General features: G+C 53.7%; 11 protein-coding genes. 9 read left to right on the top strand and 2 right to left on the bottom strand.

Annotated elements, in window-relative coordinates; all coding sequences use genetic code 11:
- The first annotated feature begins 15 nt into the window (after positions 1-15).
- The 3 genes from A6R74_RS05475 (at position 16) to A6R74_RS05485 (ending at position 1,751) form a co-directional block, all read left to right on the top strand.
- Entirely contained in the window at positions 16-480 is a 465-nt protein-coding gene (locus tag A6R74_RS05475) for a hypothetical protein (RefSeq protein ID WP_064233442.1), read from the top strand.
- 154 nt (positions 481-634) lie between these two features.
- The gene (locus tag A6R74_RS05480; RefSeq protein WP_064233443.1) at positions 635-1,264 is read left to right on the top strand and encodes a L,D-transpeptidase family protein; all 630 of its coding nucleotides are present in this window, start codon (positions 635-637) and stop codon (positions 1,262-1,264) included.
- A gap of 223 nt (positions 1,265-1,487) precedes the next feature.
- The gene (locus A6R74_RS05485) at positions 1,488-1,751 is read left to right on the top strand and encodes an Lpp/OprI family alanine-zipper lipoprotein (RefSeq protein ID WP_022523170.1); all 264 of its coding nucleotides are present in this window, start codon (positions 1,488-1,490) and stop codon (positions 1,749-1,751) included.
- Positions 1,752-1,935: 184 nt separating this feature from the next.
- Here the strand turns inward: A6R74_RS05485 and A6R74_RS05490 are convergent, their stop codons facing one another.
- Both A6R74_RS05490 and mfd read right to left on the bottom strand, forming a co-directional pair.
- Positions 1,936-3,099 (bottom strand): L,D-transpeptidase family protein, encoded by a 1,164-nt coding sequence (locus A6R74_RS05490; RefSeq protein ID WP_064233444.1) that lies wholly within the window; start codon positions 3,097-3,099, stop codon positions 1,936-1,938.
- Positions 3,100-3,192: 93 nt separating this feature from the next.
- Positions 3,193-6,642 carry a transcription-repair coupling factor gene (gene mfd, locus A6R74_RS05495; protein WP_205634144.1) on the bottom strand — a complete coding sequence of 1,150 codons (3,450 nt, stop codon included), beginning with the start codon at positions 6,640-6,642 and terminating at the stop codon, positions 3,193-3,195.
- A gap of 233 nt (positions 6,643-6,875) precedes the next feature.
- Between mfd and A6R74_RS05500 the strand changes: the two genes are divergently transcribed.
- The 6 genes from A6R74_RS05500 (at position 6,876) to nqrE (ending at position 13,340) form a co-directional block, all read left to right on the top strand.
- On the top strand, positions 6,876-8,330 hold the full coding sequence (locus tag A6R74_RS05500) for a glyceraldehyde-3-phosphate dehydrogenase (RefSeq protein ID WP_064233446.1): 1,455 nt from the start codon (positions 6,876-6,878) through the stop codon (positions 8,328-8,330).
- A gap of 308 nt (positions 8,331-8,638) precedes the next feature.
- The gene (locus A6R74_RS05505) at positions 8,639-10,003 is read left to right on the top strand and encodes a Na(+)-translocating NADH-quinone reductase subunit A (protein WP_064233447.1); all 1,365 of its coding nucleotides are present in this window, start codon (positions 8,639-8,641) and stop codon (positions 10,001-10,003) included.
- Positions 10,004-10,005: 2 nt separating this feature from the next.
- On the top strand, positions 10,006-11,229 hold the full coding sequence (locus tag A6R74_RS05510) for an NADH:ubiquinone reductase (Na(+)-transporting) subunit B (protein WP_064233448.1): 1,224 nt from the start codon (positions 10,006-10,008) through the stop codon (positions 11,227-11,229).
- A complete protein-coding gene (locus A6R74_RS05515) occupies positions 11,229-12,050 on the top strand; it encodes a Na(+)-translocating NADH-quinone reductase subunit C (protein WP_064233449.1) in 822 nt (273 codons plus the stop codon). Before A6R74_RS05510 ends, A6R74_RS05515 begins: the two co-directional genes overlap by 1 nt.
- Before the next feature lie 2 nt (positions 12,051-12,052).
- Entirely contained in the window at positions 12,053-12,721 is a 669-nt protein-coding gene (locus A6R74_RS05520; RefSeq protein ID WP_064233450.1) for an NADH:ubiquinone reductase (Na(+)-transporting) subunit D, read from the top strand.
- A 1-nt stretch (position 12,722) separates the two neighbouring features.
- On the top strand, positions 12,723-13,340 hold the full coding sequence (gene nqrE / locus A6R74_RS05525) for an NADH:ubiquinone reductase (Na(+)-transporting) subunit E (RefSeq protein WP_064233451.1): 618 nt from the start codon (positions 12,723-12,725) through the stop codon (positions 13,338-13,340).
- The last annotated feature ends 60 nt before the right edge of the window (positions 13,341-13,400 follow it).

Consider the following 13,400-nt stretch of genomic DNA (forward strand, 5'->3'; position numbering starts at 1 on the left):
GGAAGGGAGATTATAATGCGCTATAACCAAGTCAAAGACTTAGTCGAATGGGCTGCCGGTTTCCATGCGCGGATGGCAGAACAGTATAGCGAAGCCGCTGATAAAGCGGACAGCGAGCGTCTGCAAATGGCGTTTAATTACCTGGTCAGCCGCGAGCTGAAAATGAAAACGGGCCTAGAAGATCTTTTTCATGATGGCTCTGATCATTCAGAGGTTTTGGAGATATGGTTCGATGATTCGAGCGATTTCCCCCAACCGCCTGAGTTGGATCGCTTAGCGGAGCAAACGGTAACCGGCTCAATAGACGATGCAATGGCAACCGCAACCTCTGCACATCAGCGTCTCCAAACGCTTTACGAACATCGCGCTTCGCGGGCTAAAATCGAACCTGAAGAAGAGTTTTTCAATGCTCTTGCTCAAGGGCATAATGCTGAAATACGCCATATAATGGCCAGTATGGAAGAGTTGCAGGGCGTTTAATGGGTCTCTATCAGTGGTTTATGGATCATTGCTTTTGGGGTGCGTTAGCCGCGTATATGACGAAATTACTAACGGCGGATGTGGGAATGAGGTATAACAGCCACCAGATACGCCTAGTCGGTCAACCACGGGCTTACTTGTTTCGAGAGCTGCCATGTTTTTAGTTAATCGCCGTCGTTTTTTAGCCATGGCACTGAGCTTGCCAGCCGTGGCTAGCGCTGCTGTCTCTACACCCAGCCAGGCCGTTCCCACTGACCTCGTGGAAACGATGCTTAGCCGTGCCCATGTGCCGCGCCATAGCAACGAGCTGTGGGTACTGGTTGATGACCAAGAAGCGACCCTTAGTGTGTTTCGTGGCAATGCGCTATTGGAGCGCTTTTCCCCCATATCGCTCGGGCGCGCAGGGGCTAAAACCCAGCGGATTCGCGGTGATAACGTCACGCCTATGGGTGAGTTTCGTATCAATCGTTTTAATTACGAGAGCCAGTGGCGTACGTTCATTGGCATTGACTACCCAACACCAGTGCACGCTAGAATGGCGCTGGAAAAAGGGATTTATTCCCAAACAGACTATGATGATTACTTCGACTACTATCGACGTTACGGACACCCACCGCAAAACACCGCACTGGGTGGTGCGATCGGTATCCATGGCCTAGGTAGCGCAGACCCTGATATTCATGGGCGCTATCATTGGACCCAGGGGTGCGTCGCCGTGACTAACGAGCAAATTGATCGCTTGGCAGCGCTTGTGGGTGTTGGCACTCGTGTAGTGATCCGTTAAGCTATTGCCGTTGATGGAAGTTCGAGGTTTTAAATAAGTGGCTATAGACAACCGCTGTGGACTATTATAAAACAGCGTTTGACTTGCGAGCATCGCAACAAGTCACTGAAAAGAACCTGCACCGCAGGTAGACAAATTTAAGCTAAGCATGTTATTTAAGTGCGTGACCTTATTTTTGTCATACCCTTAACGTAGTACCCAAGGACGACTCAAGGAGAACATTATGACTCTGAAAACTACTCTGAAGATGACTGCTGCTGCCGCTTCACTGGCTATTCTTGCTGGTTGTGCTTCTACCAGCGCGCTGGAAGAAGTTCGCATGACTGCAGAATCTGCACAAGCTGACGCTGCAGAAGCACGCAGCATGGCTTCACAAGCAATGAACACTGCAAACCAAGCCCAGCGCGATGCGCAGGCTGCTCTGCAGATGTCTGAGCAGAACCGTGAAGAAATGAACCGTATGTTCCAGCGTTCCATGCAGAAGTAATTCTGCTTGGGCTGCTGAGGGAGTCACCAGACTCTCTCAGCAGCTGCTGGATGAAAGTTGTAGTTAGTACAGCGTTGGTAAGTTAAGACGTCAGGCAAGCATTTTTTGCCACTAGCTACGCAAAAACCCCGCCTAGGCGGGGTTTTTTGTTACTACGCTTTTGCTTTTGTTGCTGCGCTTTCGGTTAAGCGTCTTTTTCAGTGCTGGGTGTGACGCTGAGCTCTACCTCTTCAAATAGCTCGACAGGCTCGGGTTCTGGTTCAGGCGCTTGAGGGCCGTAGAGGGCAATAAACTGGCCATCTGGCGCTGCAACCGCTCGCTCGATCTGCTCAGAGTCGATCTCAATATTATCCTCAGTCAGATCGGTGACTCGCTGAAGAGCGTTCAGCAGCGGCTCAAAATCGCCTACATTCTCTTCCAGCTGTGGGAAAGATTGTACAAACAGCGTGCCGTCGGCTGCCCAGCCCGCTTTGAACGGAGCATCCATCAGGTTGACCTGGGTGCCGCTGGGTAAGCGTTCATAAAGCGACTTAATATCTTCGGGGTACATGCGAATACAGCCGCGGCTAACGCGCATGCCCACGCCATCGGGACGGTTGGTGCCGTGAATTAGATAGCTAGGCATGGCCAGCAGAATGGCGTGCTCGCCAAGGGGGTTCTGCGGGCCAGGCGGCACTATCGACGGGGCAGGTTCGCCGCGCTCGGCTGCTTCGCGGCGCATGGACGCCGGTGGCGCCCAGGCCGGGTCTTTGACTTTAACGGTTGTGCGGGTGATGCCGACCGGAGTAGCGAACTCTTCGCGCCCTACGCTGACCGGGTAAGTTTCGACGATGCCGGGCTTATTGGCAGGGTAATAGTAGAGGCGCAGCTCAGAAAGATTGACCACAACGCCTTCCCGCGGCGCAGGCGGTAGAATGTACTGGGCGGGAATCACTACCTCGGTACCTACCCCTGGCACCCATAGGCTGACATCTGGGTTAGCCATGCGGATCTCTTCATAGCCGATGTTGTGGCGCCGGGCGATGTCGATCAGCGTCTGCTTGGGGTCTTCAACAACAACGGTATAGCGCTCCCCAATCACGTCACCTTTTTCAGGTAAGCGGAAGTGGCCGCGGGGCAGTTCGTCCTGGTCAGCCACCTGAACAGCGCTATCCACGGCGTCAATGCTGACTTCCTGCGCTTGTTCTTGTGACGCCTCGGCTGATTGTTCCTGCGTTTGCTGTTCTTGCGCTTGGCTGTCGGCTTGCTCGTCAACCGGTTGCGCATAAGCGGGGCTAAGCAGGCTGGCGGTGAGTAGCACGGCCAGGCTGGTGGGGCCCCAGAGGGTAAAGGTATCGCGAATGTTCATGGTCGTTCCTAGTGTGTTAATTCACTGCTGCTGCACGTTGTTGGGCCGCTGTTGCTGATTAGCAGCTGGCTACTGGCAAGTTTGCCCCAAGCTTCACGCCGCCGCTACTTTTTGATTAAGGGTGCTGAATAGGTTTTCAAGTTGCTGGAAGCGCTTGTCGACACTTTCCATTGGTAATTCAAATCGTAAGGTGTCAGAACCGTCTAAACGGTAATGTGTGGGAGAGGTCTGAATAAGCGTCACCAGGGTTAAGGGATCCACCTGGGTGCTGCCGTCAAACAGCACTCTGCCACGGCTTTCGCCGGCCTCGATTTTGCTGATGCCCAACTGCTCTGCGCGGTGGCGCAGCTTGGTCTGGCGAATCAGGTTTTTAAGCGGGTTGGGGAGTAGCCCATAACGATCAATTAGCTCCACCTGCAGCTCTTTAAGCTCGCTATCACTTTGGGTGTTGGCAATCCGTTTATACATGACCAGCCGCTGCTGGACATCGTGAATGTAATCATTGGGAATCAGTGCGGGCAGGTTAAGATTAATCTCCACGCCGGTATTGAAGGGCGCATCGATATTGGGTGTTTTGCCCGCACGAATAGCCTTCACCGCTCGATCCAACATCTCCATATAAAGCGTGTAGCCGATGGTTTCCATCTGGCCGCTCTGCTCATCCCCCAGCAGTTCACCCGCGCCGCGGATCTCCATGTCGTGGCTGGCCAGGGTAAAGCCAGCACCTAAATCGTCTGAAGCGCTGATCGCTTCCAGGCGTTTGATGGCATCACGGGTCATCGCTTTGGGCGGTGGTGTTAACAGGTAAGCGTAAGCCTGGTGGTGGCTACGCCCAACCCGGCCCCGCAGCTGGTGCAGTTGCGCCAGGCCAAATTTATCGGCGCGTTCGATGATGATGGTATTGGCGCTAGGTACATCAATGCCGGTTTCAATAATGGTTGAGCATACCAGCACGTTAAAACGGCGGTGATAGAAGTCCGACATGATGCGTTCCAGGCTGCGCTCGGGGAGCTGGCCGTGGGCAACCGCCACGCGGGCTTCTGGGATCAGCTCACGGATCTTTTCCGCTGCATTTTCGATCGTCTTAACTTCATTATGCAGTACGTAGACTTGGCCACCGCGGAGTATCTCGCGCAGCAGGGCTTCCTTGATAATGCTGGCGTCATGCTGCTGGACGAATGTTTTGACCGATAGGCGGCGGGCGGGCGGTGTGGCGATAATCGACAGATCGCGGATGCCACTCATGGCCATATTCAGCGTGCGCGGTATAGGGGTGGCAGTCAGCGTCAAAATATCGACTTCAGCGCGCAGCGTTTTGAGCTTCTCTTTTTGCGCTACGCCAAAGCGGTGCTCCTCATCGATGATCAGTAAGCCCATTTTGGGCAGCTCAACGCTTTTGGCGAGCAGCTTGTGGGTGCCAATGACGATATCCGTTTGGCCGCTTTTAATGCTCTCTAGCGTTTGGGTGACCTCTTTGCCGCTGGTAAAGCGGGAAATTAGGCCAATATTGACGGCGGTGTCGGCAAAGCGGTCGCGGAAGTTCTCAAAGTGTTGGCGCGCCAGCAGCGTAGTGGGCACCAGTACCACCACTTGACGACCAGACTGTACGGCCAAAAACGCCGCGCGCATGGCCACTTCGGTTTTGCCGAAACCGACGTCACCACAGACCACGCGATCCATGGGCTGCGGCGAGGTCATATCACTGATTACTGCTTCAATCGCTGCATGCTGGTCGGGGGTTTCCTCAAACGGGAAATTGCCTGCAAAGCGCAGGTAATCCTCGCCTGGCGCTTCATAGACCACCCCTTGCTGGGCTTCCCGGCGGGCGTAGACGTCCAGCAGCTCCGCGGCGGTATCACGAATCTTCTCGGCGGCTTTACGGCGGGCTTTTTCCCATTGATCTGAGCCTAGTTTGTGCAGCGGGGCCAGTTCGTCACCGGCACCGCTGTAGCGGGAGATCATATGCAGGCTGTCAACGGGCACATAAAGCTTGGCGCCATCGGCGTAGGAGAGCGCCAGGAACTCATTCGCCTGGCCACCGGCCTCTAAGGTTTCTAGCCCTAAGTAGCGGCCAACGCCATGGGCCTGGTGAACCACGGGCGCGCCTTCGCGCAGCTCCGACAAATGGCGGACCGCAAGCTCGTTGTCATCTGTGGCTTTTTCGCGCCGACGGCTCTGGCGTACCACGTCGCCAAACAACTCGGTTTCACTAATCACCGCAACGCTTGGATTACTCAGCCAAAGGCCACTATCCACCAAGCCTTCGGTGATGGCGTAGGGTTGGTTGTCAGCGAGAAAGTCATGAAAGCTATCGGTATGCGGTAGCGAGAGCTTAAGCGGTGACAGTATCTCTTCCAGCGCTTCCCGACGTCCCCGCGACTCCGCCACAAACAACACCCGGGTTTGGGCATGGGAGTGTAAGAAGGCTGATATCTCGGCTAATGGCTGTTTGGCGCGGGCATTGATAGACAGTGTGGGGAGCGGCTCAGCTTCAGGCTGCTGCGCATGGCGCTGCTCGCTATCTTCGGTCAGCTCTATGCGCGGGCGGGCTTTGATCGCCGAGAATACGTCGTTGACCGGAAAAAACGCCCGATGCGGAGGCAGTAGCGGTCGGGTTGGGTCAACGCCCAAATTAACGTAGCGTGCATCGATTGACTGCCAGTGCTGCTCGGCCGCCTCAAAAACCCCTGGCAGCAGTGCTACACGGGTATCGTCGGTCAGGTGGTCAAACAGCGATGCGGTCTGCTCGAAAAAAAGCGGTAGGTAGTGCTCAAGCCCCGGCGAAGGAATGCCTTTCAGCGCATCGTTATATAGCGGACATTGGCGTGGGTCGACGTCAAACAGGGTCTCAAACTGCTCACGAAAACAGGCGATAGCGCTGCGGCTTAACGAATATTCGTGGGCGGGGAGGAGTTCCAGGGCGTCTAGTTTGTCGGTGGAGCGTTGGCTACCCGGGTCAAAGTGGCGCAGTGAATCGATCTCATCGTCGAACAGATCAATGCGGATCGGTTCGTCCATGCCCATGGCAAACAGATCAATTAGCGCGCCGCGCATGGCGTATTCGCCGGGCTCATAAACAGTTTCGACGGCGCGATAGCCCGCTCGGGAGAGCGCTTCACGAAACGCTTCGCGATCCAGTCGCTCGCCGGTTTTAAGCGTCATTACCCGTCCGGCGATATATTCAACCGGGGGTAAGCGCTGCATCAGCGTATTGATCGGCACTAGCACAATGCCGCGCACGCCGTCTTGCAGTTGGCGCAGAGTGCGCAGCCGGGCCGAGACAATATCCTGGTGGGGTGAAAAGCTGTCGTAGGGCAGCGTTTCCCAGTCGGGGAAAGGCAGTACCGGTACATCACTATAGAAGTAGAGATCTTGTTCCAGGCGCTGGGCACTGGCCGTATTGGGGGTGATCACCAATAGCGGGGCTTTGGCGGCAACGCGGGAGAGTGCCAGTGCGGTCGCGCTGCCCGGCGGCGATGTCCAGTAGAGCGTATCGCGAGTCCCTTGAGGCTGGGGCGGATCGAGCAGAGAGAATGTCGGCATAAGCAAGATATCGTTTTGCGCTGAAACGGAAAAGAGATCATACACGATCACCCGTTTCAGTTAGAGTGCCGCGACGGATAGTAGCGGCTGAATCTGTTCACGTAAGACAGTTTTGTAGTCAGTTCGTCGTTTCTGTAATACCCCTACACGGTGTGCGACTATCCATTCATTGCGGCCACGAAGCTCGCCCCGGATAATGTACTCACTGTTTCCATTACCTGATGAGGCCGCACGTGAGTCAGCAAGCGCTCGAAAACGTTTTTCAAGAATGGCAAGGCAACGAAGCCTTGGCGGAGCAGATGATCCCGTTAGTAGGGCAGCTCTATCGTCAGAATAATGTCGTTGCCACCATGTTCGGACGTTCGCTGATCAAACGCTCGGTCATCCGTATCCTTAAAGACCACCGTTTTGTGCGCAAGTTAGAGGGCACTGAGCTCTTGGTTGAGGATACCTACCCCCTGGTGAAGGGCATGGTCGCTTTGAACCTTGGCCCTGCGCATGTGGATGTGGGCAAGCTGGCGGTGATGTTCAAGCACCAGGGCGGTGGTGATGTCGACGCCTTTCTGCGTAAAGAGCTGCGTGAAATTATTGATGGCTACCAGCCAGGTGCCAGCACCGGCGAGCCGCAAGACGTAGTGCTTTATGGTTTTGGTCGCATTGGCCGTTTGTTGGCGCGGGTTATGATTGAGAAGGCCGGTGGCGGCAATTTGCTGCGTCTTCGCGCTATTGTGGTGCGTGGCCGCGGGGATGTCGCCAAAGACCTGGAAAAACGCGCCAGCCTGCTGCGTCGTGACTCCGTCCATGGGCCCTTTGACGGCACCATCATGGTTGATGCAGAGGCCCGCACGCTAACGGTCAACGGCAATGTTATTCAGGTGATTTACGCCGATTCGCCCAGCGATATCGACTACACCGAGTATGATATCGATAACGCAGTGATTGTGGATAATACCGGTATTTGGCGCGATGAAGCGGGCCTGGGTCAGCACCTGCAATGTAAAGGCGCTGCTAAAGCGCTGTTAACAGCGCCGGGTAAAGGTGATATTAAGAATATCGTTTACGGCATCAACCACGAGTCTATCGGCGACAATGATTTAATCGTTTCCGCTGCGTCTTGCACCACCAACGCGATCGTGCCGGTATTGAAAGTGCTTAACGATGAGTACGGTGTGGTCAATGGTCACGTAGAAACCGTGCATGCTTACACCAACGACCAGAACCTGATCGATAACTACCATAAAGGTGATCGTCGTGGTCGCAGTGCGGCGCTAAACATGGTGTTGACCGAGACAGGTGCAGCTAAAGCGGTGGCCAAAGCACTGCCTGAGCTTGAGGGTAAGCTGACCGGTAATGCCATTCGCGTACCGATCCCCAACGTCTCTATGGCGATTCTTAACCTGACCCTAGACAAAACCACTGATGCTGTCGCACTAAATGATTACTTGCGGCGTATGTCGATTGACTCTGCCTATCAGAAGCAAATCGACTTTGTTGACTCGGCAGAAGTGGTGTCGTCGGACTTTGTCGGCAACCGCCATGCCGGTATTGTCGATGCTAAAGCGACTATCGCCAATGGTCATCACGCTGTCGTATACATGTGGTACGACAATGAATTTGGCTATAGTTGCCAAGTTGTACGTATTTTACAGCAGATGTCTAATGTGCGGTTTTTGAAGCTGCCTCGCTAACCTACGGGGGCGGATTGCCCTTATACGGGGCTCTCAGGCTCAACTCGGTTACCAACGCCACCTTCGGGTGGCGTTTTTTTTACCTCAATAAAGCCTTTTTTCGTTGTCTATAACACTTTAGGTGGCCCTCAGGGATGTGGTCATTGGCCGCGCTTATCTTTATAATACGATGGATTTTTCGGGGTGGTTCAAGTGCTGCTTGGGCCCGACTGGTAACAATCTGAACAGAAAACAACAATTCACTGAGCAGAAAAGAAGCATTCGAACCCCATACCTTCGTATATCCGATCCAACAACTGGGCGAGACTATGATCGAAGTCAAAAAAGGCCTGGATCTCCCCATCACGGGAGCGCCCGAGCAGCGTATTGAAGATGCGCGGTTTGTGCGCCACGTGGCAATCCTGGGAACTGACTACGTTGGCATGAAGCCGACAATGGAAGTACAGGAAGGGGATAAGGTCAAACTGGGCCAATTGCTTTTCACCGATAAGAAAATTGATGGTGTGCGCTATACAGCGCCCGCTGCCGGTGAAGTGCTTGCAATAAACCGTGGCGAAAAACGTCGTTTACTATCTGTCGTGATCAAAGTCGATGAAACTGAGGAAGCGGTTGAATTCGCAGCTCACGATCGTAATGCCTTGGCGCAGCTTGAGCGTCAGGTCGTCGTCGACCAACTGGTAGAGTCAGGACTGTGGACGGCTTTACGCACCCGTCCTTTCTCGCGTACACCGGCCATTGATAGCACTCCGGCCGATATTTTTGTAACCGCTGTGGATACTCATCCACTTAGCCCTGATCCTGCACTGATCATTAATGAACAGTCGCAGGCATTCGAAGATGGCCTCAAGGTGTTAGCGCGCCTGACCGAGGGCAACGTCTTCCTGTGTACAGGGGCTAGCGGTACAGGCGAAAATGCCTCAATTCCAGGCGGCGATGTGGACGGCGTAAAAGTCGAAAGCTTTGCAGGCCCTCATCCTGCCGGGCTTGTCGGTACGCATATTCACTACCTTTCGCCGGTCGCGCTGCATAAAAAGGTTTGGCATATCGGCTATCAGGACGTTATTGCGTTCGGTAAGTTGTTTGTCGAAGGGAAGCTGGATATGAGCCGAGTGGTTGCCATTGGCGGCCCGCGTGCTGAAAATCCTCGCTTGGTGCGTACACGTGTTGGCGTCAACACGGATGAACTCCTGGCAGGCGAAGTCATCAAACCCGATGACACCCGCGTTATCTCTGGTTCTGTATTCTCTGGTTTCGCCGCTGAAGGTAAGTTGACTTACCTTGGCCGGTTCAGCAATCAACTCAGTTTGCTGGAAGAAGGCAACAAGCGCACGTTTATGGGTTGGCTCTCTCCTGGTGCCAATCGCCACTCGGTCTTGGGTATCTACATCTCCAAGATCAAGGGCCTGAGCAACTATGCGCCAACTACCTCTACCAATGGCTCTGAGCGTGCTATGGTGCCGGTAGGTGCATATGAGACGGTGATGCCGTTGGATATCATGCCAACTCAGTTACTGCGTTCGCTGATCGTGGGCGACATTGAGGTTGCCATGCAGCTTGGGTGTTTGGAGCTGGACGAAGAGGATCTGGCGCTATGCACGTATGTTTGCCCTGGCAAATACGAATATGGCCCCATCCTGCGTGACAATCTCACCATGATTGAGAAAGAGGCCTGATAATGGGTATTCAACAGACACTCCAAAATATCGAGCCGCATTTCCACAAAGGCGGAAAGTACGAAAAGTTCTATCCGCTCTTTGAAGCGGTAGATACCATTTTCTATACGCCACCGAGCGTGGCTAAAACCACCGCTCACGTGCGTGACGGTATCGATCTAAAACGCATCATGATTACTGTATGGATGTGTACCTTCCCCGCCATGCTGTTCGGTATGTGGAACGCAGGCTGGCAGGCTAACACCGCCATCGACGCAGGTTACGCCTCTATGGCTGGCTGGCGCGAAGCAATTATGATGGTCTTTGCGTCCGGGCATGATCCCAGCAGTTTTTGGGCCAACTTTGTCCTTGGCGCTACTTACTTCCTGCCTATCTATCTGGTCACCTTTGTCGTCGGTGGCTTTTGGGAAGTGCTGTTTGCTATCAAGCGTGGCCACGAAGTTAACGAAGGCTTCTTCGTTACCTCGGTGCTGTTTGCGCTGATACTTCCGGCCACTATTCCGTTGTGGCAGGTGGCTCTGGGCATCACCTTTGGTGTGGTAATCGGTAAAGAGATCTTCGGTGGCACGGGTAAAAATTTCTTGAACCCCGCACTCACTGGCCGTGCATTCCTTTACTTTGCTTATCCTGCGCAAATCTCCGGTGACTCTGTATGGGTGGCCGCCGATGGCTATACCGGTGCAACGGCCCTCTCTATGGCGTTCCAGGATGGTATGTCTGCGCTGACAAACACCTTTAGCTGGTGGGATGCCTTCCTTGGCTTTATCCCCGGCTCAGTGGGGGAGGTCTCGACGCTAGCGATCTTTATCGGTGCTGCTGTGCTGCTGTGGACGCGAATCGCCTCCTGGCGAATCATGCTGGGTGTATTCCTGGGCATGGTGGTGACCAGCACGCTGTTTAATCTGATCGGCTCTGATACCAACCCAATGTTTGCCATGCCCTGGTACTGGCATTTGGTCATTGGTGGTTTCGCTTTCGGTATGGTGTTCATGGCGACTGACCCTGTGTCAGCCTCAATGACTAACCAAGGCAGACTGCTGTTTGGTGCGCTGATCGGTGTGATGACCGTCTTGATTCGCGTTGTGAACCCGGCTTTCCCGGAGGGCATCATGCTGGCGATTCTGTTCGCTAACCTGTTTGCACCGCTGATTGACCATTTCTTCGTTCAGGCCAATATCAAGCGTCGCGTGAAGCGTACCGGCGTACCGGCCGAGGAGACTGCCTAATGGCACAAGGTAACAACTCCATCAAGAAAATCCTGATTGTGGCGTTCTCACTGTGTATCGTGTGTTCCGTCATCGTCTCGACCGCTGCGGTCGCATTGCGGCCCATGCAGCAGCTTAATCAGGAGCTCGATCGCAAAACTAATATCCTGAACGTTGCCAAGCTTTATGAGCCGGGCATGGACGTTGAAAAGGTGTTTAGCGATGAGATCACTGCGCGAGTCGTTGACTTGGATACGGGCGAATACTCCGATGAGTTTGATCCTGATACCTACGATAGCTTTGAAGCCGCCCGTGACCCCGCCTCGGGTCGCACGCTTTCCGGCGATCAGGATATCGCAGGCCTATCACGCGTCGAAAACTACGCTACGGTTTACCTGATTGGCGGTGAAGACGATCCGGAACAGATCGTGCTACCTATTCGTGGTCAAGGTCTTTGGGGCCTAATGCGTGGCTTCCTGGCCGTAGAGGGTGATGGCAATACCATCGTCAGTATCACCTACTACGAGCACAGCGAAACACCGGGTCTAGGCGCTGAAGTAAACAATCCGCGCTGGCAAGCACAGTGGGAGGGTAAGAAAATTTACGATGAAGAGGGCGACCTCTCACCGGAAATTCACCTGACCAAAGGTGGCGCTAGCAGCGAATACGAAGTCGATGCGCTATCTGGCGCTACGCTAACCAGTAACGGCGTCACTAACATGCTGCAGTTCTGGCTAAGCGAAGAGGCTTTCGGTCCGTATTTGGCTAAATTCCGTAGTGGCACTGAGCCGGAAGACGCCGAAGAGTCCGATACCAACTTCGAAGACGTTGAGGGGGCCTGATCATGGCGGACGTAAATGCAAAAGGCGTTTTAACGGCGCCGATTTTTCACAACAACCCCATTGCGCTACAAATACTGGGGATTTGTTCGGCACTTGCGGTAACCACCAGCATGAGCGTATCGCTCGTTATGGCGCTGGCAGTTATTTTCGTAACATCGCTTTCGAATCTGTTCGTATCGCTGATCAGGAATCATATTCCCTCTTCGATTCGTATCATTGTGCAGATGACCATTATTGCCTCGCTGGTTATCGTGGTTGATCAGATTCTTAAAGCCTATGCCTATGAGATGTCCAAGCAACTCTCGGTATTCGTTGGCCTGATCATTACCAACTGTATCGTCATGGGGCGTGCGGAAGGTTTTGCGATGTCCAACACGCCAGGCATGTCGTTTTTAGACGGTATCGGCAACGGCCTGGGCTACGGTTTTGTACTGATGGTAGTGGGCTTTGTCCGCGAGCTGCTTGGTTCTGGCAGCGTATTTGGGTTTACCATCTTCCAGACTGTTCAAAACGGTGGTTGGTACGTTCCCAACGGCTTGCTGTTACTGCCGCCTTCTGCGTTCTTTATTATCGGTCTACTGATCTGGGTGATGCGCTCCGTTAACCCTGAGCAGGTAGAAGATAATGAGTTCAAAATGAAGGAAAACACCAAACCCAAGGAGGCCGTGTAACATGGAACATTATCTGAGTCTTTTTGTTGCCTCGGTGTTTGTTGAAAACATGGCACTGGCTTTCTTCCTGGGGATGTGTACTTTTTTGGCAGTGTCCAAAAAAGTCTCTTCAGCGATTGGCCTGGGCATTGCGGTTATTGTTGTACTGACTGTCACCGTACCGGTTAACAACCTCGTTTATACCTTCTTGCTGCAGGAAGGTGCGTTAACCTGGACCGGTATTAGCGGTGCTGAAAACATTGACCTTTCATTCCTTGGGTTGCTCTCCTATATCGGTGTTATTGCCGCGCTGGTACAGATCATGGAAATGTTCCTTGATAAGTATGTGCCGACGCTCTACAACGCGCTAGGGGTATTCCTGCCGCTGATTACCGTTAACTGTGCCATCCTTGGTGGCGTGCTGTTTATGGTGGAGCGTAGCTATAACTTTGGCGAAGCCGTGGTCTATGGCTTTGGTGCGGGCACCGGTTGGGCACTTGCCATTGCTGCCCTGGCGGGTATTCGTGAAAAGCTGAAGTACAGCGATGTGCCGGGTGGCCTCCAAGGACTGGGCATTACTTTTATCACCGTGGGGCTGATGTCGTTGGGCTTCATGTCCTTCTCAGGCATTCAGCTTTAAGCGCAGCCGGTTTTTCCCAGCGGTGCCAAGCGCTGCTGGGTAATAGAAAACCTCCAGCAA

It is taken from the genome of Halomonas sp. ALS9 (assembly GCF_001651035.1).
Classification (GTDB): Bacteria; Pseudomonadota; Gammaproteobacteria; order Pseudomonadales; family Halomonadaceae; genus Vreelandella.

Bases quoted from the DNA above. Each gene is read 5' to 3' on its own strand.
- A6R74_RS05515 (WP_064233449.1), top strand. From the start codon at position 11,229: ATGGCACAAGGTAACAACTCCATCAAGAAAATCCTGATTGTGGCGTTC.
- A6R74_RS05520 (WP_064233450.1), top strand. From the start codon at position 12,053: ATGGCGGACGTAAATGCAAAAGGCGTTTTAACGGCGCCGATTTTTCAC.
- A6R74_RS05475 (WP_064233442.1), top strand. From the start codon at position 16: ATGCGCTATAACCAAGTCAAAGACTTAGTCGAATGGGCTGCCGGTTTC.
- nqrE (WP_064233451.1), top strand. From the start codon at position 12,723: ATGGAACATTATCTGAGTCTTTTTGTTGCCTCGGTGTTTGTTGAAAAC.
- A6R74_RS05505 (WP_064233447.1), top strand. From the start codon at position 8,639: ATGATCGAAGTCAAAAAAGGCCTGGATCTCCCCATCACGGGAGCGCCC.
- mfd (WP_205634144.1), bottom strand. From the start codon at position 6,642: ATGCCGACATTCTCTCTGCTCGATCCGCCCCAGCCTCAAGGGACTCGC.
- A6R74_RS05480 (WP_064233443.1), top strand. From the start codon at position 635: ATGTTTTTAGTTAATCGCCGTCGTTTTTTAGCCATGGCACTGAGCTTG.
- A6R74_RS05485 (WP_022523170.1), top strand. From the start codon at position 1,488: ATGACTCTGAAAACTACTCTGAAGATGACTGCTGCTGCCGCTTCACTG.
- A6R74_RS05490 (WP_064233444.1), bottom strand. From the start codon at position 3,099: ATGAACATTCGCGATACCTTTACCCTCTGGGGCCCCACCAGCCTGGCC.
- A6R74_RS05510 (WP_064233448.1), top strand. From the start codon at position 10,006: ATGGGTATTCAACAGACACTCCAAAATATCGAGCCGCATTTCCACAAA.